The organism is Cohnella sp. AR92 (genome assembly GCF_003990975.1).
GTDB lineage: Bacteria > Bacillota > Bacilli > Paenibacillales > Paenibacillaceae > Cohnella.
In genome coordinates this window covers 17,824-35,772 of the sequence record NZ_RZJR01000012.1, presented here as the reverse complement: position 1 = coordinate 35,772, position 17,949 = coordinate 17,824, and the positions used below count along the sequence as shown (strand labels likewise).

Annotated in this window: 21 protein-coding genes and 1 riboswitch; of the genes, 3 read left to right on the top strand and 18 right to left on the bottom strand. The window is 57.1% G+C overall.

What is annotated here, in order from left to right:
* Nucleotides 1–36: 36 nt before the first annotated feature.
* Nucleotides 37–342, top strand: coding sequence for a hypothetical protein (locus ELR57_RS20000; protein ID WP_126960873.1), 306 nt, complete (start codon nt 37–39; stop codon nt 340–342).
* A 192-nt stretch (nt 343–534) separates the two neighbouring features.
* On the opposite strand, the gene ELR57_RS19995 is transcribed toward ELR57_RS20000, so the two are convergent.
* The 9 genes from ELR57_RS19995 to ELR57_RS19955 form a co-directional block, all read right to left on the bottom strand.
* Nucleotides 535–1,467, bottom strand: coding sequence for a transposase (locus tag ELR57_RS19995; RefSeq protein ID WP_158630088.1), 933 nt, complete (start codon nt 1,465–1,467; stop codon nt 535–537).
* A gap of 347 nt (nt 1,468–1,814) precedes the next feature.
* Complete coding sequence (gene trhA, locus ELR57_RS19990) at nt 1,815–2,453, bottom strand: PAQR family membrane homeostasis protein TrhA (RefSeq protein WP_126960871.1); 639 nt, start codon at nt 2,451–2,453, stop codon at nt 1,815–1,817.
* Nucleotides 2,454–2,553: 100 nt separating this feature from the next.
* On the bottom strand, nt 2,554–2,772 hold the full coding sequence (locus ELR57_RS19985; RefSeq protein WP_126960870.1) for a type II toxin-antitoxin system antitoxin: 219 nt from the start codon (nt 2,770–2,772) through the stop codon (nt 2,554–2,556).
* A 12-nt stretch (nt 2,773–2,784) separates the two neighbouring features.
* On the bottom strand, nt 2,785–3,657 hold the full coding sequence (locus ELR57_RS19980; RefSeq protein ID WP_126960869.1) for an SPFH domain-containing protein: 873 nt from the start codon (nt 3,655–3,657) through the stop codon (nt 2,785–2,787).
* A 250-nt stretch (nt 3,658–3,907) separates the two neighbouring features.
* The gene (locus tag ELR57_RS19975; protein WP_126960868.1) at nt 3,908–4,834 is read right to left on the bottom strand and encodes an ABC transporter permease; all 927 of its coding nucleotides are present in this window, start codon (nt 4,832–4,834) and stop codon (nt 3,908–3,910) included.
* Nucleotides 4,815–5,600 carry an ABC transporter ATP-binding protein gene (locus tag ELR57_RS19970; protein WP_126960867.1) on the bottom strand — a complete coding sequence of 262 codons (786 nt, stop codon included), beginning with the start codon at nt 5,598–5,600 and terminating at the stop codon, nt 4,815–4,817. Before ELR57_RS19970 ends, ELR57_RS19975 begins: the two co-directional genes overlap by 20 nt.
* A gap of 13 nt (nt 5,601–5,613) precedes the next feature.
* The gene (locus tag ELR57_RS19965; protein ID WP_126960866.1) at nt 5,614–6,723 is read right to left on the bottom strand and encodes an ABC transporter substrate-binding protein; all 1,110 of its coding nucleotides are present in this window, start codon (nt 6,721–6,723) and stop codon (nt 5,614–5,616) included.
* Nucleotides 6,724–6,745: 22 nt separating this feature from the next.
* Entirely contained in the window at nt 6,746–7,792 is a 1,047-nt protein-coding gene (locus ELR57_RS19960) for a Nif3-like dinuclear metal center hexameric protein (protein ID WP_126960865.1), read from the bottom strand.
* A gap of 395 nt (nt 7,793–8,187) precedes the next feature.
* Nucleotides 8,188–8,547 (bottom strand): Na-translocating system protein MpsC family protein, encoded by a 360-nt coding sequence (locus ELR57_RS19955; RefSeq protein ID WP_126960864.1) that lies wholly within the window; start codon nt 8,545–8,547, stop codon nt 8,188–8,190.
* Between the two features lie 205 nt (nt 8,548–8,752).
* Between ELR57_RS19955 and ELR57_RS19950 the strand changes: the two genes are divergently transcribed.
* Nucleotides 8,753–9,352 (top strand): dienelactone hydrolase family protein, encoded by a 600-nt coding sequence (locus ELR57_RS19950; protein WP_126960863.1) that lies wholly within the window; start codon nt 8,753–8,755, stop codon nt 9,350–9,352.
* A gap of 47 nt (nt 9,353–9,399) precedes the next feature.
* On the opposite strand, the gene queF is transcribed toward ELR57_RS19950, so the two are convergent.
* From queF to ELR57_RS19910, 8 genes are all read right to left on the bottom strand, one after another.
* Entirely contained in the window at nt 9,400–9,909 is a 510-nt protein-coding gene (gene queF, locus ELR57_RS19945) for a preQ(1) synthase (RefSeq protein ID WP_126960862.1), read from the bottom strand.
* 60 nt (nt 9,910–9,969) lie between these two features.
* On the bottom strand, nt 9,970–10,704 hold the full coding sequence (gene queE / locus ELR57_RS19940) for a 7-carboxy-7-deazaguanine synthase QueE (protein WP_126960861.1): 735 nt from the start codon (nt 10,702–10,704) through the stop codon (nt 9,970–9,972).
* Nucleotides 10,697–11,146 carry a 6-pyruvoyl trahydropterin synthase family protein gene (locus ELR57_RS19935; RefSeq protein WP_126960860.1) on the bottom strand — a complete coding sequence of 150 codons (450 nt, stop codon included), beginning with the start codon at nt 11,144–11,146 and terminating at the stop codon, nt 10,697–10,699. Before ELR57_RS19935 ends, queE begins: the two co-directional genes overlap by 8 nt.
* The gene (gene queC, locus ELR57_RS19930; RefSeq protein ID WP_126960859.1) at nt 11,146–11,814 is read right to left on the bottom strand and encodes a 7-cyano-7-deazaguanine synthase QueC; all 669 of its coding nucleotides are present in this window, start codon (nt 11,812–11,814) and stop codon (nt 11,146–11,148) included. The genes ELR57_RS19935 and queC overlap by 1 nt, the downstream gene beginning before the upstream one ends.
* 137 nt (nt 11,815–11,951) lie before the next feature.
* Nucleotides 11,952–11,995: riboswitch (PreQ1 riboswitch) on the bottom strand.
* A gap of 74 nt (nt 11,996–12,069) precedes the next feature.
* Nucleotides 12,070–12,978 carry a hypothetical protein gene (locus tag ELR57_RS19925; RefSeq protein ID WP_126960858.1) on the bottom strand — a complete coding sequence of 303 codons (909 nt, stop codon included), beginning with the start codon at nt 12,976–12,978 and terminating at the stop codon, nt 12,070–12,072.
* Between the two features lie 6 nt (nt 12,979–12,984).
* Nucleotides 12,985–14,133 (bottom strand): YecA family protein, encoded by a 1,149-nt coding sequence (locus ELR57_RS19920; protein ID WP_158630087.1) that lies wholly within the window; start codon nt 14,131–14,133, stop codon nt 12,985–12,987.
* A gap of 113 nt (nt 14,134–14,246) precedes the next feature.
* Nucleotides 14,247–15,650, bottom strand: coding sequence for an NAD-dependent malic enzyme (locus ELR57_RS19915; RefSeq protein ID WP_126960856.1), 1,404 nt, complete (start codon nt 15,648–15,650; stop codon nt 14,247–14,249).
* Nucleotides 15,651–15,853: 203 nt separating this feature from the next.
* Nucleotides 15,854–16,114, bottom strand: coding sequence for a hypothetical protein (locus ELR57_RS19910; RefSeq protein WP_126960855.1), 261 nt, complete (start codon nt 16,112–16,114; stop codon nt 15,854–15,856).
* 378 nt (nt 16,115–16,492) lie between these two features.
* Between ELR57_RS19910 and ELR57_RS19905 the strand changes: the two genes are divergently transcribed.
* Nucleotides 16,493–16,762, top strand: a complete 270-nt coding sequence (locus tag ELR57_RS19905; RefSeq protein WP_126960854.1) for a hypothetical protein — start codon at nt 16,493–16,495, stop codon at nt 16,760–16,762.
* Between the two features lie 15 nt (nt 16,763–16,777).
* Here the strand turns inward: ELR57_RS19905 and ELR57_RS19900 are convergent, their stop codons facing one another.
* Entirely contained in the window at nt 16,778–17,944 is a 1,167-nt protein-coding gene (locus ELR57_RS19900) for an iron-containing alcohol dehydrogenase (RefSeq protein ID WP_126960853.1), read from the bottom strand.
* Nucleotides 17,945–17,949: the final 5 nt, after the last annotated feature.

Sequence of the window (17,949 nt, the reverse complement as noted above, 5' to 3'; positions counted from 1 at the left end):
TATCGAACCCAACCTGCCGCCTAGGAGGACGTTCGAATGAATTTCCCTCTCTACCTCGGTCATACCTTCCTGCAAAGAACCTTGCATACCATGCAATTCACTCACCTGTTTGTCCGCGTCAAAGTAAACAAACAGCTCGTCGTCTATTCCGTTGAGGACGGCAAAGAAGCCCCTCGAGCCATCTTCACCCAGTTGGATCGCGGCCTTAACCAATACACCCTTAAGATTGTCGGTCCCAAAGGCACGCACCAGCTAACCCCCTTCATAGGAACGTTGGGCGAGCTCATTCCGATCCTCACGACCAAACTGCATTTCGTCCTCATTCGCTGGATCGAGAACTAATTCGCTAGCCTTGCTTCTCGTAGCGCTAGTAATTCCTCCTCTTGCCTTCGTGGTAGGGGAGGCTCTTTCTTATTCGGGGACGCTCTCGCCTATCCAAATCCATCTTATCCAAATTCATTTTCAACCCACTATCCCCTCTTCTCAGAAGAATAGGTACGGGTACGCAAAGCGAGTCCTCGACTGGAATTACTCTCAGTAACTCCAAGCGCGTCTGTGCCACTTCAGCCACTTCGACTTCGAGCCGAAAACCCGCCAAGCAACTGGCAAGGTACGTCGGGGGCTTGTCAGAATGGAATAGGTGCATACGGAGGTTGTGGCGCACCAAGAGAGCAAGGATTGGAAGATGGCTGCACCGCTTTTCCCCAGCATCGCATTGGCACGAAAACAAAACTCATTCAAATAGGCTTGCAAATGCTTCGCTCCTATTCCGCCGAACGTATCATTCAGCCAAAGCTTCAATTGGCGCCGATACGGGCTTAGCTTAGGATGCGCCTTGGCGTAGAATGGAAAAGAATCCACGCTCTCGCTTCTCACCTGGTTGGATCGAAAAGCCTGATAGCCCTCTTTGTTGATCGTCCGTTCGGGCATCCGCACATGGTCGGGATCGGGCTGCTGCATCTTGATCCCCTGAAGATCTCCCGCATCATTGAAGGAACCGCCGAGCATAAGAGGCTGGTGCGCGTTAAGAAAGTTGCTGGTGCCGTACCCGAACGACTCCATTCGAACCGCGTCCGCCAATAGCTCCGATTGTTCAGCAGATTGCATCGCCACTCGAATTTTGTGGGAGAGGAGCCAGGCCGTTTTGTAGGTTACCTCCAGAATCTCGGAAAGCCGCAACGAACTGATTCCGCCTGGCTGCGCCAGCAGAAACATGGCCTGAAACCACTTAGTGAGCGATGTCGAGCTGCCTTCAATAACCGTGCCGGCAATAATAGACGTTTGGTGACGGCAAGCCTTGCACTCAAAGAGCGGAAGTCGACGCGTGCGCGTTAAATAGTACCGGGAATGACGACAGATCGGACAGCGGTACCCATCCGGCCAACGAGCCTGAAATAACGCCTCGACACAAGCCTGCACGCTCCCGAACTTCTCGCGGAAAGCCTCAAACGTCACCGGTTCCGTCATCCGTCGCACCCCCTTCGTGCATGTTTCCATTATACCAAACGTATGTTCCCTTTTCAAATTATTTATCCATCTTAGTTCCATATTTTTTTATGCATATTGTTCTGATAGACAGGGATAGCGGGTCGTATGCAGATTTGTCGCTGGAGACACCATTGCGCAGGCAAGCTTGTTCTGAGGAAAAGGGATAATGGGTCGCAAGCAACTTCGGCGTATTGGGATTCGACTGCGCGAACAGTCCGTTCTGAGCAAAAGTCCGTTCTAAGCAAAAGGAACGATGAGATGATTCCGTATTGCGAAAACAAAACAAAAAAAAGCCGAGGGCTGCCCCCGGCTTGCGTGCGAATGGTTTATACGAGATAGAGCAGAATCGCGAAAAAGTGAGCGATGGATCCTGCCAACACGAACAGGTGCCATACGGCGTGATGGTAAGGGAACGCGCGCCAGACGTAGAAGATGGTGCCGAGGGTATAGAGTAAGCCGCCGGCGACGAGAAGGTGCAGGCCGGTCGGGCTCATGGCTTCCTGCAGCGGCCCCCAGACGAAGACGACCATCCAGCCCATCAGCACGTAGAACAAAGTGGATAGATACAGGAAGCGCTTGGTGAAGAACGCTTTGAAGACAATGCCGGCTATGGCGATCCCCCACACGATTCCGAACAGAGTCCAGCCAAGAGGACTTCTCAGAATGGTCAGCATGATCGGGGTGTACGTCCCGGCGATGAACAGATAGATGCAGGAATGGTCGAAGGTCTCGAAGAGATCCTTGATTTTGCCTTCTTTAAAAGAATGAACGAGAGTCGATGCGACATAAAGCATAAGCATCGTGACCCCGTAGATCGTAAAGCTTGTCACGTGCCACGCGTCCCCTCGGAGACTTGCGAATACGATAAGCAGCGTTAAGCCGGCAATGCTCAGCGCGGCTCCGAGTCCATGAGTCACCGCGTTGGCGACTTCTTCTCTCCTGGAGTATACGTACGTGTTGGCCATAAGGCGTCTCTCCCCTCTGTTCGGGCTCCATGATATCCATTATACGCCCGGAATCGCCCAGAGGTCACTTGTCCATTCAATGGCGATAAAGGGGATCTTCCTAAGATTCCCCTCGATCTGCCGATTCTACACTCTCGCCCGGCTCACTCGGAGGATGGACTCTAGAACTCGGCAACCTTCCAGCCTTGCGGACGGCCTCCCGAAGCAGGTATTCGATATGGCCGTTCACGCTGCGGAATTCGTCTGCCGCCCATCTCTCCAAAGCCTGATGCAGCTCGGCGTCCAGTCGCAGCGGAAATGCCTTCCTTGCTTTCGCCATAACGTCTCACCTTCAACCGTAAATCGTTCCCGTATTGATAACCGGCGTGGAGCCCTTGTCGGAAACAATGGTAACGAGAAGATTGTTGATCATGGCCGCGCGGCGTTCGGGATCCAGCTCCACTCCATTCTCCTCCAGCTGTCGAAGCGCGGATTCGACGATCGAAACGGCGCCTTCGACGATGCGCTGGCGCGCGGAGATGATCGCCATCGCTTGCTGGCGCTGCAGCATGGCGCTCGCGATCTCCGGTGCGTACGCCAAGTGGGTAAGACGGGTCTCCAGTACCTCGACGCCGGCAACGCTCAGTCGATTCTGCAGCTCCGCGGACATCTGCCCGCCTACTTCGTCCGTATTGCCGCGGAGCGAAGGGGCACTCTCGTCGTTGAACGTGTCGTAAGCATAATGAGCGGCGATATGCCGAATGGCGGTCTCGCTCTGGATCTCGACGAATTTCTCGTAGTTGTCGACATCGAACATGGCCTTGGCGGTATCGACCACCCGGTAGACGACCACGCAGCCGATCTCGATCGGATTGCCTTCGGCGTCGTTCACCTTGAGCGTCTGGGAGTTGAAGTTGCGAACCTTCAGGGACAGCTTCGACTTCGACGAGAACGGAATGACCATCCAAAGCCCGCTGTCGGTCACCGTCCCCTTATAGCGGCCGAAGAACGTAATGACTCTCGCTTGATTGGGTTGAACGATGGTTAAGGCGGTCGTCATCAGGATGAAAAGCAAGAACAGCACAATGCCTCCTGCGATGAGAAGCGGAGAAGGCTCTTCCTGGCCATCCAGCCCAATGAAGCAGGCAATTCCTCCGGCAAGCAGCAGAATAGTCAACAGCAATGCCGCGAACCCGTTGAGTTTCCATGCGTTTTTGGTCGTCATGCGAACACCCCATATCTTTTTGATATTAATATGATATCACTTATGGAATTTGTTTTCCACCTTAAACAACATAAAAGCCCCCATTGTCCGCCCGGAAGATCGGGTTGGAGACATTGGAGGCTTTCGACCGGAAAATCGGGGCGCGAACATTAAAGGCTTCCGCTCGGAAAATCGGGTTCGAGACATTGGAGGCTTCCGCTCGGAAGATCGGGTCGGAGACATTGGAGGCTTTTTTCGTGAGGAATTGTCACTAGCCATCATAATGGTATTTCTTCATCAGCAGCTTGCCGATCCAGGAAACCACGCCGTAAGCGACTACCGACATGACGGCTAGCAAGCAGATGCTGACCATAACCAGGTTCATCTGGAATACTTGGCCTCCATAGATGATGAGATAGCCAAGGCCGGCTTTGGAGGAAAGAAATTCGCCCATCACGACGCCTACCAGAGTCAGGCCAACGTTGACTTTAAGCGTAGCGATGAAGTTCGGAACGCTGGCGGGCAGCATGACCATCGTCAGCATCTGCAGCCGGGTCGCTCCGAACGACTCCATCAGCTTTAGCTTTGTTTTGGCCAGCTCCTTGAAGCCGTTCTCGATCATCATGACGGTCACGATAATCGAGATGGCGATCGCCATCCCGTAGATGGAGTAGCGGTCACCCAGCCAAATATAGAAGATCGGGCCCAGCGCGACCTTCGGCAAGGCGTTGAGGACGACGATGTAAGGCTCCAGCACTTTCGATGCATAGGTCGACCACCAGAAAACAACGGCAATCAACGTTCCCGCGACCATCGACAGGACGATGCCGATGAGCATCTCCATCCCGGTCGTCCACGTATGCTTCCACAGGTTGCTTTCGACGAACAACTCCCGGAACGAGGAGAAGATCTGGGAAGGCTTGCTGGTCAGCATCGAATCGACCCACTTCAGGCGGGCAGCCGTCTCCCACAGCGCTAGAAGTCCGACGAGCAGCAGCAAACGGGACAGCTGGATAAGGATCGATGTTCTTCTCTGACGCTTCAGATACTGGCGGTACGCCGGCGATCTTTGCTCCTCGGCCGCCGTCGCCGCCGGGGGATCGGCCCGACCGACGGCCGCGGAGAGGATCTCCTGCGATTCCTTGGGACCGGAGGCGGACGGGGATCCTCTGGGCTCATCAACCGGCAGCAGTGACATGGGAGTCCAACTCCTTCCATATGGCGTTGAAGTAACCCTGGAAGCGGTCGGCTCCTCTCTTCTGCCACGGAGTCAGCTCCCCCCCTTCATCGAAGACGATGTCATAGGAGGAAGAGATCGTGCTCGGCCGCTTGGACATGACAAGCACGCGGTCCGCCATCGTGATGGCTTCCGGAATGTCGTGGGTGACGAGAACCGCCGTCTTGCCCTGTTCCTTTATAATATGGTGAACGTCGTCCGCCAGTGTCAGGCGGGTCTGGAAGTCCAACGCCGAGAACGGCTCATCGAGAAGCAGAATGTCGGGCTCCGCCACGAGCGTGCGCACGAGCGCGACTCTCTGCCTCATCCCTCCCGACAGCTGGGAAGGATTGTGATGCGCGAACTCGCCCAAGCCATACCGCTCCAGAAGGTAGAGCGCCTTCTCCCTCGCTTGCTTGCGGTTGATGCGCCGCACCTCCGCGCCGACGAGCAGGTTGCTGAGCACATCCCTCCACTCGAAGAGATGGTCGTGCTGAAGCATGTAGCCGACCTTCGAGGAGGTGCCGCTCACCCTCTCGCCCATAAGCAGCACCTCGCCGCGGGTCGGCTTCAGCATCCCCGAGACGAGGGAGAGCAGCGTGCTCTTCCCGCAGCCGCTCGGCCCCACGATGCTGACGAACTCCCCTTGCTTCACTTCAAGCCGAATGTCCCGCAGAGCTTCCGTCTCTTGCTTCGGCGAGAAGTAGCTTAAGCCCACGTCTCTCATCTCGATCTGCGGAACGCCCATCGTATATTCCACCTTACGATTTGATTTTCTGAACGAAGCTCATATCGACTACTGCGGACATGTCCGCCAGCTTCTCTTCCGCCTTCAGCACCCCGTTCTCGATTAGCACGGATTGCAGCTTCTCGAACAGCTCCGGCGTCATCTCCGGCTTCGCGGGCCACGTCTCTTGATCCTTATATCGTTTGATCGCAGAAAGGATGATGTCGTCCGGCGTCCCGTCGAAGAACGGCTTCAGCGCCTCGACGATCTCGGCGTCGCTCGCCGTCTGCAGCCAAGCGGTTCCTTTGGCTACGGCGTTCACGAACTTCTGGATCACTTCCGGATTCTTGGCGATGTAATCCGAGGTAGCCACGTAGGACGTCTCCGGGAACTCTCCGAACTCTTCACCCATGGATGCGGCGTAATACGCTTTGCCTTCCTTAATCAGCGTCGAAGCGACCGGCTCGAACAGCTGGATATAGTCGCCCTGCCCGCTCGCGAAGGCGCCGGCCATGGCGGTCGAGGCGATGTTCGTCACGACGTTCGCTCCGTCGGCCTTCTCCTTCAGGAGAGTCGAATTCAGCACCATCTGCGGGGCGCTGCCCGGTCTCCAGCCGATCACCTTCTTGCCGGAGAGCCCGCTCCAGGAGAAGGAATCGAGCTTGTCGCGGGAGAGCAGGAAGGAGCCGTCCTTCATCGTCAATTGATAGAACAGCTTCAGCGTTTTCTCGCCTTTCTGGTTGTAAATGTAGATGGTCGTCTCCGGTCCGACGAGCGAGATGTCCGCCGTACCGGCGATCAATGCGGCGGCTCCCTTGTCGGAGCCCTGGGAGGTGGTCATGTCGATGTCCAGCCCTTCTTCCTTGAAGAAGCCCTTGGACATGGCGATATAATGCGGCGCGTAGAAGATAGACCGGATGACCTCGGAGAACTTCACCTTCGTCAATTCCTTCGGGGTCTCGGACGGGGATGACGAAGGCGTTGGCGAAGGCTCCGATACGCTGGCGGATGGGGACGGCGATGGCGACGACGGCGACGGGGAAGACGCCGTCTTGTCGTTGTTCCCTCCGCAACCCGCGACGATCAGCACTAGGACGATAGACAGCAAGAGTCCGATCCCCATTCTCTTTTTGTTCCCTCTCATGACATCTCTCCCTCTCCCATATTTAATTTATTCGGGCGACCCGGGATGGCTCGCCGATTAAATATCGCCCCGCCATCTCCCTGCCGTACTCCGCCATTCTCGCATGGCCGATCTCCCGCAGCGGCACCGCCGTCACCCGTTCCCGCAGCACAAAAACCTGTGCCGAAGGAAGGAGCATCTCCAACGCGTACGCAAGCGGCAGCCCGTTCTCGACGATCTCGACGGAATGCGGATTGCCCGCGATAAAGACGAGTCCACGTTCCCGCGCCAGCCGCACGAACTCGTGATCCTCCCTCACCCGGCTGATGCTCGCGATCAGCGTGTCGGTCTCCGGATACATATGTAGCGCCGTCTGCAAATTTGCCACGCTGAAGCCGGTATGAGGGAAAAAGTGCAGGATATGCTTCACCGGCTGATCCGGGCTGCCCGCGAGCAGCTTCGCCGGGTTCGCCAGCGTCGCCTCCTGCAGAGCCGACTCGCCGCGAATCGCCCGCTCCGCCGCAAGCAGATCGAGATCGACCTCGCGGCCCATCCATTCCCCTATGCGGTTCAGAATGTCGCCGGCCGTCTTGATCTCGTCGAACGCGATGCCTTGGTGAAGCACGTTGCCCGGCACTCCGCCGAAAGCGATATCCGTCTTCACCTTCCGATGGCCGTGCAGAAAGGTCATCCCGGGGTGAAGGCCGTGGAACGCTTCATGCAGCTCGATGAGGGACAGTCCGTATAGCGGCAAATACTGCAGGAAGGGCACGCCTCCCGAGCTGGCGGCATCCGCGACGGGATGATGGACGATCAGAAGATCCAGCTCCATTCCGGAGGCGAGCTCGATCATGGATTCGGTCAGCGTCATCCCGATGCCGATCCGCTTAACCGTCTGGTTCGCGTCCCCGAACACGAGCCCGGGGATCTCCAGCACGCTCTTGCCCGGAATGTTCGAGCTCTTCATCACGACGTACGGGTAAGCCCCGGCAGCGATCCCGTTCCAATCCGTGACCATTCTACCTCTTGTAATGACATTAAGAGCCTGCAAGACATCCCCAACGTTCGTCCCCGCCGCCTTCTCCTTCATTCCGGCTCCCGCCCCCTCTTTTCGAAGCCTCCCGGCAGCCCGCCCGCAGAGCGCAAAAAAACCGCGCATCATGACCATATGGGGATCGAGCTGAATCGATCCGAATACGTCACAATGAGCGGTTGCAAGGCCCTCCTCGCGGGAGCTCCCTAAGACCTGCTCTTATTCGTTGCAGCCGTCCGCAAGGGCGCCGGACATCCATTCTTCGATCCATAGGCGAGACTCTCGCCGGGATCGGGAACCGACGCCTTGGCGTTCGCGAACCCTCCGCCGTGCCTTCCCGTTGCACAAGCCTTATTTTCTCAAGATAAGAAGCTTCTTGTAAGGTAATTTAACATAGATATGGGCGCTTCGCAATAGTTATCTGACAATTCACGCAACTATGGACAAGAAGCTTACATAAGCTCCAGCTCGCTTCTCAGCAAGATTACCGTGCCCGACAGCTCCGTCTTCGGGTCGTAGTCCTTCAGCACCGCCGCCACATCCAGTCCAAGCGTGCGCTCCAGCTCCTCCTTGAGCATTCGCTTGTTCTCTTCCATGATGAGCATGTCGACGCTGGCGGTCAGCGAGCGGTTGATCGGGTCCAGGATCTTAAGCGCGGGGATCCGCTTGTGGGTCGCGAAGATCAGCACCTTGTCGCCGTACAGCTCGATCCGCTGCGACTTGATTCCGATGCCGAAGATTTCCTGATTGATGGAATTGTAGATTTTGATGATTTCCTGCTTCAGTACTCCAGCCGAGAATGTCTTGCGCACGCGTCAGCCTCCTTCCGACTATCTGCTAGCCGTATGCCGTTGCCCATCAGCCCATTGTATATTCGACGGGTATTGGCGCGTCTCCTGCGCGAAGCCTGTTTTGACGGATGGCCGCCGGTATGGTTAAGCTTAGAAGATCGGCTTATCCTTAAGCCAAAGTTGACGATGAACCTGCTGGACGAATTCAACAGTTGGAGGGGCAGAGATGAGTAAGCCTAGCGAAGAGAGAGCCCTGGTCCTTGTGTTGCACGAGATTTATGGAGTCAACGATCACATCCGTGCGTTCGACGAGGCATTGACGAAGGCAGGCTATGACACGATCAGTCCGAACCTGCTTGGCCGCGAATGCTTCTCTTATGAGCAGGAGGAGGAAGCTTATTCCTTCTTCATGAACGAGATCGGGTTCGATAGAGCCCTTCAAGCGATCAAGCCTATAATTGAGGAAAATAGGGACAGCTATCGGAGGATCTATATCGTCGGGTTCAGCATCGGGGCGACTCTAGCGTGGAGGTGCAGCGAATACGGGATCGACGGAGTCGTCGGCTATTACGGCTCCCGTATCCGCAGCTACATGGAAGTGGATCCGCAATGCCCAGCCTTGCTGATCTTCGCCTCCCGAGAGAGGAGCTTCGACGCGTCGGAGCTGGCAAGCAGGCTGAGGAAGAAAAGGAACACGGAAGCAGAGGTCTTTGGCGCCGGCCACGGCTTCATGAATCCGTTCCACCCCGCTTTCGACTCGGCCGGCTATCGGCGCGGTTTGGATCGCACCCTGGAGTTCTTGGTACAGAAAAGAGGCCTCCCCTAAGTCGTTGACTTGCGGGATGCCTCTTTCTTCGGGTTAGCGATAAGCAGTTACCGATTGTCCACTTTCTCCGGGTACAGATCATGGTTCAAGAGGCGGTGCTCCGCCATCTTCTCGTACTTCGTTCCCGGCTGGCCCCAGTTGCAATAAGGGTCGATGGAGATGCCGCCGCGCGGCGTGAACTTCCCCCAGACCTCGATGTAGCGAGGCTGCATGAGATCGATAAGGTCGTTCATGATAATGTTCATGCAATCCTCGTGGAAGTCTCCGTGGTTCCGGAAGCTGAACAGGTACAGCTTAAGCGACTTGCTCTCGACCATCCGGACGTCCGGGATGTAGGAGATGTAGATCGTCGCGAAGTCCGGCTGCCCGGTCATCGGGCACAGGCTCGTGAATTCCGGGCAGTTGAACTTCACGAAGTAGTCCCGGCCCGGATGCTTGTTCTCGAACGCCTCCAGGATGTCGGGAGCGTATTGGAACCGGTACTCCGTCCCCTGGTTGCCCAGCAGCGTAACGCCGCTTAGCTCCTCTTTGTTTCTCCCCGCCGTGCTCTCGTTCATGGAAAAGGTCATTCCTTTCTGTTCTTCATCATTGGCGTATCTGTCCTATATAGCGTCTGCTTAAACCCCTTTTTTGTTCCCCCATACCCAGGTGTGGAGCTGCGGCAGCACGTGAGCCCCCTTCAGGTCCGCGCGCGGCATCACCCTGTCGATCAGCCATTGGTATCTCTCCAGCAGGTAAGGCAGCATGCGGCTCGCGTCCCGTTCGTCCAGCTTGCCGTTGCCGGCCTGGACGTAGAAGGCAACGCCTGGATAACGCTCATGCACTTGAGCCGCATAATCAAGGTCGCGATCGTCGAATACGACGACCTTCAGGCTGAAGCGGCTGCCCGCCTCTTGAAGACGCTGGGCGATCCGATCGAGCGCTTCCCAGTCGGTCTCCATTCTGGAGCTGGGCGGCTTAGGCGACAGCGTCAGCTCGTCGATCCGGGCGAACCAAGGCTGCCAGAGGCTGCCTTGCGTCTCCAAGGCTACCTTGATCCCGCTTGCTTGCAGCTGCTCGATCAAGACTCCGAGCTGAGCGTGCAGCGCCGGATTGCCCCCCGACAGCGTGACGTGGTCGAAGGCGTCGCCTCCCAGCTCTCTCAGCTCCTGAACGATCCGGCCGGCGCTTAGCCAACGGATGTCTCCCTTGGCGCTGCCGTCCCACGTAAAGGCCGAATCGCACCAGGCGCAGCGATAATCGCAGCCTGCCGTGCGGACGAACATCGTCTTGCGGCCGATGACCATGCCTTCTCCCTGAACCGTTGGGCCGAAGATCTCCAGTACCGGAAGTTCCCGCTCCCGTTCACGCATGGGCACGTCCTCCCTTCGCCGGAGGACGGTAAACGCAATAGCTGGTCGGCGTCTCGCGCAGGAACACCTGCACGCACGCCGGCTTGTTCGGCATCCGGTCCAGATGCTCTTGGACCAGCTCGCATATCGTGCGGGCGACGACCTCTGTCGTCGGGAAGCGATCGGGCTCCGCATCGCTGAAGCTAGCGTTATCCTCGTTCAGGAGCGTATGGTCGAACCGGTCGTGAATGAGCTTCTTGATCGCGGAGAAGTTGACGAGGAAGCCGCACTCGTCAAGCTCGTCTCCCGCGACGGTCACGTTGGCATAATACGTATGCCCGTGCATCCGCCGGCAGGCGCCCGCTTCCTCCGACGGCACGTAATGAGCCGCCGCGAAATGAAAATCCTTGTTCAGTTCATAACAGTAGGGATGAGAAACCTGCGGATAAGAGGAATGCAGCATCAGGATCGCGCCTCCCTGCCGGAAGCGGCCAGATAATCGTCCAGCCCTCTCTTGCGGAGCTTGCATGCCGGACACTCGCCGCAGCCGTCCGCGACGATTCCGTTATAGCAAGTAAGCGTGCGCTGCCGCACGAACTCGAAGGCGCCAAGCCGGTCGGCCAGCTCCCAGGTTTGCGCCTTGTTCAGCCACATAAGGGGGGTATCGATGACGAACGGAAAATCCATCGCGAGGTTAAGAGTCACGTTAAGCGACTTGATGAAGACGTCGCGGCAATCGGGATAGCCGCTAAAGTCGGTCTCGCACACGCCGGCAACGATGTGCGTCGCGCCGATCTGCTTGGCGAGCACGGCGGCGAACGTGAGGAACAGCAGGTTGCGGCCGTCGACGAAGGTAGAAGGCGGCGAGCCTTCCTTCTCTTCGATGGCGATGTCGTCGCGGGTGAGCGCGTTCGGCGCTAGCTGGTTCAGAAGCGCCATGTCCAGGACATGATGCTTGACGCCGAGCTCTTCGGCGATCTGCCGCGCGCAGTCCAGCTCCAGCTTATGCCGCTGCCCGTAGTCGAAGGTAACGGCCTCCACTTCCGCGAAGCGTTCCTTCGCCCAGAACAGGCAGGTCGTGCTGTCTTGGCCGCCGCTGAAGACGACGACCGCTTTGTTTAATGTATTCATGTTCCTATCTCCCTCTCTTGCTCAATCAAATGGGGAAGAGAGAGATTCTTGAAGTCCAGCCCTAAAGAATCGGCGCGAAGCGGTAAAGCCCGCTTCGCGCCGAACACAAAAACGACGACGCCCGCGAAGGCTGCCGCTTCTGTATAGTTTTTTATAGAGGGAGTTCGCGAACCTCTCCCGGCGCTTTCTTGGCTTACGCCAGAAAGCATTGCCGGAGTTTCTTCTTCAGTTGTAACCGTACTATAGCATATTTCTCTAGTAACGGACACCCTCGATCACGTACGTGGTGTCCTTCAGCAGGCGATCGATGTCGACGGCGGCTGCCCTCAGGTTGACGGTCTCGCCAAGGCGCATCGACTCTTCGAGATCGGCGATCATCAGCTCGACCTGCCTGATATTGGCAAGCAGCCCGCGATTGTCGTTAAGGGAGCCGTCTTTCTCGATTCTCGCCTTGAGCAGGGCGGCTTCCCGGTCGATGCGATGCTTCATGTCCGCGAACGTCTCGACGTTCTTCGCGAAGTCGGACGTCTTGACCTGCATCTCGGCGATCAAGGTCTGCGTCTCCTGTACTTGCTCCCGCGCATGAACGGAATCGAAGTGGCGAGCCTCGCTCGCCTTCTTGATGGAGCCGTCGATCCGGGCAAGCCCCCTGCGGAGGTCATCCAGCGGGTAGCTCGTGCGCTTGGAGATCGCCTCGACCGCCTTCGCGACGGCTTCGGAATCCTTCTTCGCCTGTTCCAACAGGCGGCGCGCTTCGTCCGAGGCCTTCTCCAAGACGAGCATCTGCCGCTTGAAGCGCTCCAGCTGGCCGGACACCTCGTTCGCCTCGTATTGCAGCCTTTTCGCTTGATAGTACGGCGCAAGGAACGAGAAGAACTTGGCTCGGCTCCCCTTCAGCTTCTCCTGAAGCGAATCCGCCTTCTCCCGGGCGGAGAGAACGGAGCGCTCCAGATCGGACAGCGCATCCTTCGTCCGTCCTTGAACAAGGCCGTCCTCCGCCTCCTTGAACTCTCCCGATAGGATAAGAGAGTTCAAGCGCGCCAGAGACTCCTTGTTCCGTTCGGCCTCCCGCCTCAGCAAGCTTCTGGTCAGGCTATACTGCAAACTGAACAGCAAGAGAACAACCAGGACAAGCGCGAGAATCAAGTAGATTACCGTCGACATCAGGCATCAGCCTCCGCAGCACTTCTTGAACTTCTTGCCGCTTCCGCAAGGACACGGATCGTTGCGGCCCACCTTGCGCCCGGTAGCCAGATCGACCACGTTGCCCGCGGCCGTCTTCCCTACCGTCTCTTCGCCGTTCTTCTCCTGGGTCAGCTCGTTCGGCGAATGCCCCTTCAGCCCCCAGAAACGAGTGGTGTTATGGAGTTCGGTAATGTGCCCGATGAATCCTTGGACGAGCAGCATATCCTCCATCTCGAGCTGCTCCTGGAAGAACTCGAGCATCTGCGAAGGCCGCGCTCCTTCTTGAATATACATCGAGCATTCGAAAATGAGACCGTCCGCGTCCTCTTCGGATAACGAATAGTTGGTCTCCAGGAAGCGAACGAACGCTTTGTAGCTGGCATTCCTCTCGATGTAATCGAATTCCCCCGCCTGCATCAGCTCGTCCGTAGAAAATTCGCGGAACGTCAGATCCGGGCGCAACTGCTGCTCCTGTCGAACCTGCGATGGATCCACTGCCGCATCGTCGGCATAACCGTAATCGCCAGCCTGCAGGCTGGCTCCGTATTGCACGGCCTCTTCCAGCAGCTTCTTTAGCTCTCTAACGGACAGCTCTGCGCTCAGGTGAGGCGCAAGAAGCCGATGCATCTCTTCCAGGCTGAGCACGCCGTAATAATTCAACAGGCCCCTGACGAGGCGGATCGTTCTCGCATTTCTCTTCGCCGCTTCCCGGGCGGCGGACAGATCCAGCTTCTTGCAGGCGTCCGCGATCTCCGCCGGCATGATCCAGCGGTTCTTGCCCTTCACGCTGCGGCGGAACAGGTACCCCCGTTCAAATAGGTAGGTCGTGCCTCCGTAAGGGCTGTTTTCCGCCAGCCAGCCGTCAGCCGCCGCTTTCTTGACTAGCTGGAACGTCTCCTCGTCCAGCCAGAGAAGCAGCTCCGGCAGGTGCTCCGGAAGCAGCTCCGTTAATCTGGCGGCCAGATCGTCCTTCTTGAGGGAGCTGAGGCCCGCCAGCTTAAGCAAGCTGCGAATCGCCGTCAGATCGCCCTTCGAGAGCGGCGCCAGCGCCTCCGCCAGGCTCAGCGATCCTTCGATCGGAGGCCACAGTTCTACCTTCTCCGCAAGTTGATTCCTGTTTTGTGCACTGCTCATCATTTCATCCAATCTCCGTGTAACCGGTCATTTTCATCCCTACTATCATAACGAAAGTTACACGGTTCGACAACAGTATTGGATATTAATGGTATATGGTCCGAAAATTCACTTTATCGAAAATCGGGCGGGATGCGTCCGGCCAGACCGGTCAGAATCGCCGTCTCGATGATGGCATGGCGTACCTTCGGCACGACGTGCTCGTTGAAGATGCTCGGGATAATGTATTGATCGTTCAGCTCGTTCTCCGTGACCACGGAAGCGATGGCCCTGGCGGCCGCCAGCTTCATCGGCTCGCTGATCCGCTTCGCTCGGCAATCGAGCGCTCCGCGGAACAACCCCGGGAACACCAGCACGTTGTTGATCTGGTTCGGGTAATCGCTTCTTCCCGTCGCGAAGACGCCGACGTGGGGCAGAGCCAGCTCCGGCGCGATCTCCGGCTGCGGGTTCGCCATCGCGAATACGATCGAGCGCTCCGCCATCTTCTTGACGTCCTCTTCGCCGAGCACTCCGCCGCGGGACACGCCGATAAACACGTCCGCTCCCTCGATGACTTCCTTCAGCGTCCCCGGCTCCGCGCCTACCTGCGGCTGCTGGGCGAGCCAATTCCACATCGGGTGGTCGTAGCTGTTGCCGCGAACGATGGCCCCTTCGCGATCCACCGGAACGAGATGCTTGACGCCGGCGTCGAGAAGCATTTTGCAGATCGATACCCCGGCCGCGCCGACTCCGTTGACGATGACCTTCACCTGATCGATTCTTTTGCCGACCACTTTGAGCGCATTCAGAAGCCCCGCGATGACGACGACGGCCGTGCCGTGCTGATCGTCGTGGAAGATCGGAATCGACAGCTCCTCCGACAACCGGCGTTCGATCTCGAAGCACCGCGGCGAGCTGATATCCTCCAGGTTGATGCCTCCGAAGATCGGGCTGATCGCTTTGATCGTGCGAATGATCTCTTCCGTGTCCGTCGTGTCCAAGCAGATCGGAAAAGCATCCACTCCGGCAAGCTGCTTGAACAGCATCGCCTTGCCCTCCATGACCGGTGCGGCCGCATACGGCCCGATGTCGCCAAGGCCGAGAACCGCCGTGCCGTCCGAGATGACGGCAACCGTATTCCGCTTCACCGTCAGTGAGAACGCTTTCTTAGGATCCTCATGAATGGCCTGGCAGACGCGAGCCACGCCCGGCGTATAGACCCGCGACAGATCGTCCCGGTTCTTGATCGGAAGCGTCGGCTGGATCGAGATTTTGCCCCCGAGGTGCGCGAGGAAGGTCCGGTCGGACACGTTCACGACCTTGACGCCGGGCATGCTTCTCAGCGCTTCGACGAACGGCTTCTCTCCCTGATCTCCGGCTTCGACGGTAACATCGCGTATGGACGTCTCCTTGCCGGGGCGAATGACGTCGATAGAAGTAATATCTCCTCCCGCCTGGCTGATCGCCGTCGCGACTTCCCCGAAGCTGCAGCGTGAATGGTCCATCTCCAGTCTAAGAATAAGGCTCGTTTGTCCCATCTGATCTGTTCCTCCATTCGAAAAAATCGATAGGCGCTGGATACCGCGTCCTCAAGTCCCATTATAAGCAGATTATGTTGTTTATCAATGAACGTTCTGATGAAAAATATTTTTTATAGGTATAACAAATTTATATAACAAGACGCCGCCAGCTCATCCTGACGGCGTCCGCCGCTTCATTTTCTTCTATCTTCCTCTCTCGATCATGCCCATTGTCCGGACACTTGATTCAAGCGATACACGACGGAGGAATCCGTTATTCCCGCCGGGTTGGCGGCAGGCGAATCCGACTGCCCGGAGGACGGCTCTCCATCCGAATTCGGGTTGCCCACGACGATTTTATCGATAACGGGCGCCGGGCCCGCAAGCTGACGATATCCCCAGACCAACATGCCGATCAGAATCATCGCGGCTGCCAGAAAGATAAGCAATCGATATGGATGAACCGCATTCTTTCTCTTCATGAGAAACTCCTCCCGTCTCTTAATGGAAGGATAAGTAATGAACCTAAACCCGACATGAAGCCAACCTTAAACGCCGCTAAAATGGATCGGACCGGCGGATCGGAGGACAGGGGACCCTCTTACTCTTTTTTCTGGCTTTTGCTGTGAAAATAATCACATAACCCTATTGTCATCCTCTATATCATGGGGTAAGATGGTGTCAACAAACGTTTATGTGAATTCCATCACAAATTAATGTGAAAAATATCACATTATTTTGAAGATATGGGTGCCATACTGTCGCTTCTAGGAATAAGAAAGCCGGAGCCGCACTCTCGTTTGAGGGCGCGCTCCGGCTCTATTCCACTAAAGACAAGGACGGTCGTGAAGATGAGACAAATGAAATTTCGCTTTCCTATGCATACACGAAGACAGCTTCTGCTGGCCGGATATCTCGCTCTCGCGCTCTGGGCAGCACTGGAATGGACCAGCACTCATTATGTCCACACGATTCTCTCGCCCGTCGTCTTCGTCTCCTATATCAGCTCGTTCACCGCGTGCACCATCATGTCGGTCGTCCTTTACTTCCATCGCCCTGGCAAGTGGCTGTGCGAGGATAAGCTGGCCTCCCTGCTGCTGTTGGCGCCGTTAGTCTGGAGCCTTCTCTAACGTTCGGAACGGTTCTTACAGGCTAAGCCGGAAGATCTTCGCCACGTCGGCCTGCTCCAGCTTCTTGAAGTGGCCTAGCGGACCGAAGCCCACCGCCTTGCTCGCCATCTCCTCGATCCGATCCTCCCCGATTCCGACCTCGGTCAGAGTCGAAGGCGCCCCTAGCGACCGGAAGAAGTCCCTCGTCGCCTGAATGCCCGCAAGCGCCAGCTCTTCGTCGGACTTGCCCGCCGGGTCGATGTCCCAGACGCGCACCGCGAATTGAACGAATCTCTCGATACGCTCTTGGTATACGTACTTCATCCAGTTCGGGTAAATAATCGAAAGCCCCGCTCCGTGGGCAATGTCATAGATCGCGCTAAGCTCATGCTCGATGTCATGGCTCGCCCAATCCTGATCCAATCCCACGCTGATCGTTCCGCCGCTCAACGCGTAAGTGCCGCAGAGCATCAGGTTCGCCCTCGCCGTATAATCGTCCGGCTTCTCCTGCGCGAGCTTGGCATTCTCCACGATCGTCTTCATGACCGATTCACACAGTCTCTCCTGCAGAGGCGTATTCGTCGTATGGTTGAAGTACTGCTCGAAGACGTGGGTCATCATATCGACCGCTCCGTACGCGGTCTGATCCTTCGGCACCGAATAGGTCAGCGTCGGGTCAAGGATCGAGAAGCGCGGGAACGCATGCTTGGACAGGTAGCCCAACTTGCGGTTCTGTTCCCAGTTCGTGATCACAGACGCGCTGTTCATCTCGCTGCCCGTCGCGCTAAGCGTCAGCACCGTTCCGAGCGGAAGAGCCGCGGTTGCCGTCGCCTTATGCTCGTAGAAGTCCCACACGTCGCCTTCGTACGGTACGCCCAGCGCGATCGCCTTGGACGCGTCCAGAACGCTTCCTCCTCCGACGGCGAGCACGAACGGGATATCGTTCGCGCGGCAGATCTCGATTCCCTTATGGACGGTGGACAGTCTCGGGTTCGGCTCGATGCCCGGCAGCTCGAACACCTCGATTCCATGCTCCTTCAATTGCGACAGCACCTTGTCGTACAAGCCTGTCTTCTTGATGCTTCCTCCGCCGTAAACAAGCAGCGCCTTGCTTCCGTAGGCAGCCGCTTCCCGGCCGAGCTCGCTAACGGTTCCCTGTCCGAAAATGATTTTTGTCGGGTTCTGGAATGTGAATGAATTCATCGCGC

Bases quoted from the DNA above. Each gene is read 5' to 3' on its own strand.
- ELR57_RS20000 (WP_126960873.1), top strand. From the start codon at position 37: ATGAATTTCCCTCTCTACCTCGGTCATACCTTCCTGCAAAGAACCTTG.
- ELR57_RS19995 (WP_158630088.1), bottom strand. From the start codon at position 1,467: ATGACGGAACCGGTGACGTTTGAGGCTTTCCGCGAGAAGTTCGGGAGC.
- trhA (WP_126960871.1), bottom strand. From the start codon at position 2,453: ATGGCCAACACGTACGTATACTCCAGGAGAGAAGAAGTCGCCAACGCG.
- ELR57_RS19985 (WP_126960870.1), bottom strand. From the start codon at position 2,772: ATGGCGAAAGCAAGGAAGGCATTTCCGCTGCGACTGGACGCCGAGCTG.
- ELR57_RS19980 (WP_126960869.1), bottom strand. From the start codon at position 3,657: ATGACGACCAAAAACGCATGGAAACTCAACGGGTTCGCGGCATTGCTG.
- ELR57_RS19975 (WP_126960868.1), bottom strand. From the start codon at position 4,834: ATGTCACTGCTGCCGGTTGATGAGCCCAGAGGATCCCCGTCCGCCTCC.
- ELR57_RS19970 (WP_126960867.1), bottom strand. From the start codon at position 5,600: ATGGGCGTTCCGCAGATCGAGATGAGAGACGTGGGCTTAAGCTACTTC.
- ELR57_RS19965 (WP_126960866.1), bottom strand. From the start codon at position 6,723: ATGAGAGGGAACAAAAAGAGAATGGGGATCGGACTCTTGCTGTCTATC.
- ELR57_RS19960 (WP_126960865.1), bottom strand. From the start codon at position 7,792: ATGAAGGAGAAGGCGGCGGGGACGAACGTTGGGGATGTCTTGCAGGCT.
- ELR57_RS19950 (WP_126960863.1), top strand. From the start codon at position 8,753: ATGAGTAAGCCTAGCGAAGAGAGAGCCCTGGTCCTTGTGTTGCACGAG.
- queF (WP_126960862.1), bottom strand. From the start codon at position 9,909: ATGAACGAGAGCACGGCGGGGAGAAACAAAGAGGAGCTAAGCGGCGTT.
- queE (WP_126960861.1), bottom strand. From the start codon at position 10,704: ATGCGTGAACGGGAGCGGGAACTTCCGGTACTGGAGATCTTCGGCCCA.
- ELR57_RS19935 (WP_126960860.1), bottom strand. From the start codon at position 11,146: ATGCTGCATTCCTCTTATCCGCAGGTTTCTCATCCCTACTGTTATGAA.
- queC (WP_126960859.1), bottom strand. From the start codon at position 11,814: ATGAATACATTAAACAAAGCGGTCGTCGTCTTCAGCGGCGGCCAAGAC.
- ELR57_RS19925 (WP_126960858.1), bottom strand. From the start codon at position 12,978: ATGTCGACGGTAATCTACTTGATTCTCGCGCTTGTCCTGGTTGTTCTC.
- ELR57_RS19920 (WP_158630087.1), bottom strand. From the start codon at position 14,133: ATGAGCAGTGCACAAAACAGGAATCAACTTGCGGAGAAGGTAGAACTG.
- ELR57_RS19915 (WP_126960856.1), bottom strand. From the start codon at position 15,650: ATGGGACAAACGAGCCTTATTCTTAGACTGGAGATGGACCATTCACGC.
- ELR57_RS19910 (WP_126960855.1), bottom strand. From the start codon at position 16,114: ATGAAGAGAAAGAATGCGGTTCATCCATATCGATTGCTTATCTTTCTG.
- ELR57_RS19905 (WP_126960854.1), top strand. From the start codon at position 16,493: ATGAAATTTCGCTTTCCTATGCATACACGAAGACAGCTTCTGCTGGCC.
- ELR57_RS19900 (WP_126960853.1), bottom strand. From the start codon at position 17,944: ATGAATTCATTCACATTCCAGAACCCGACAAAAATCATTTTCGGACAG.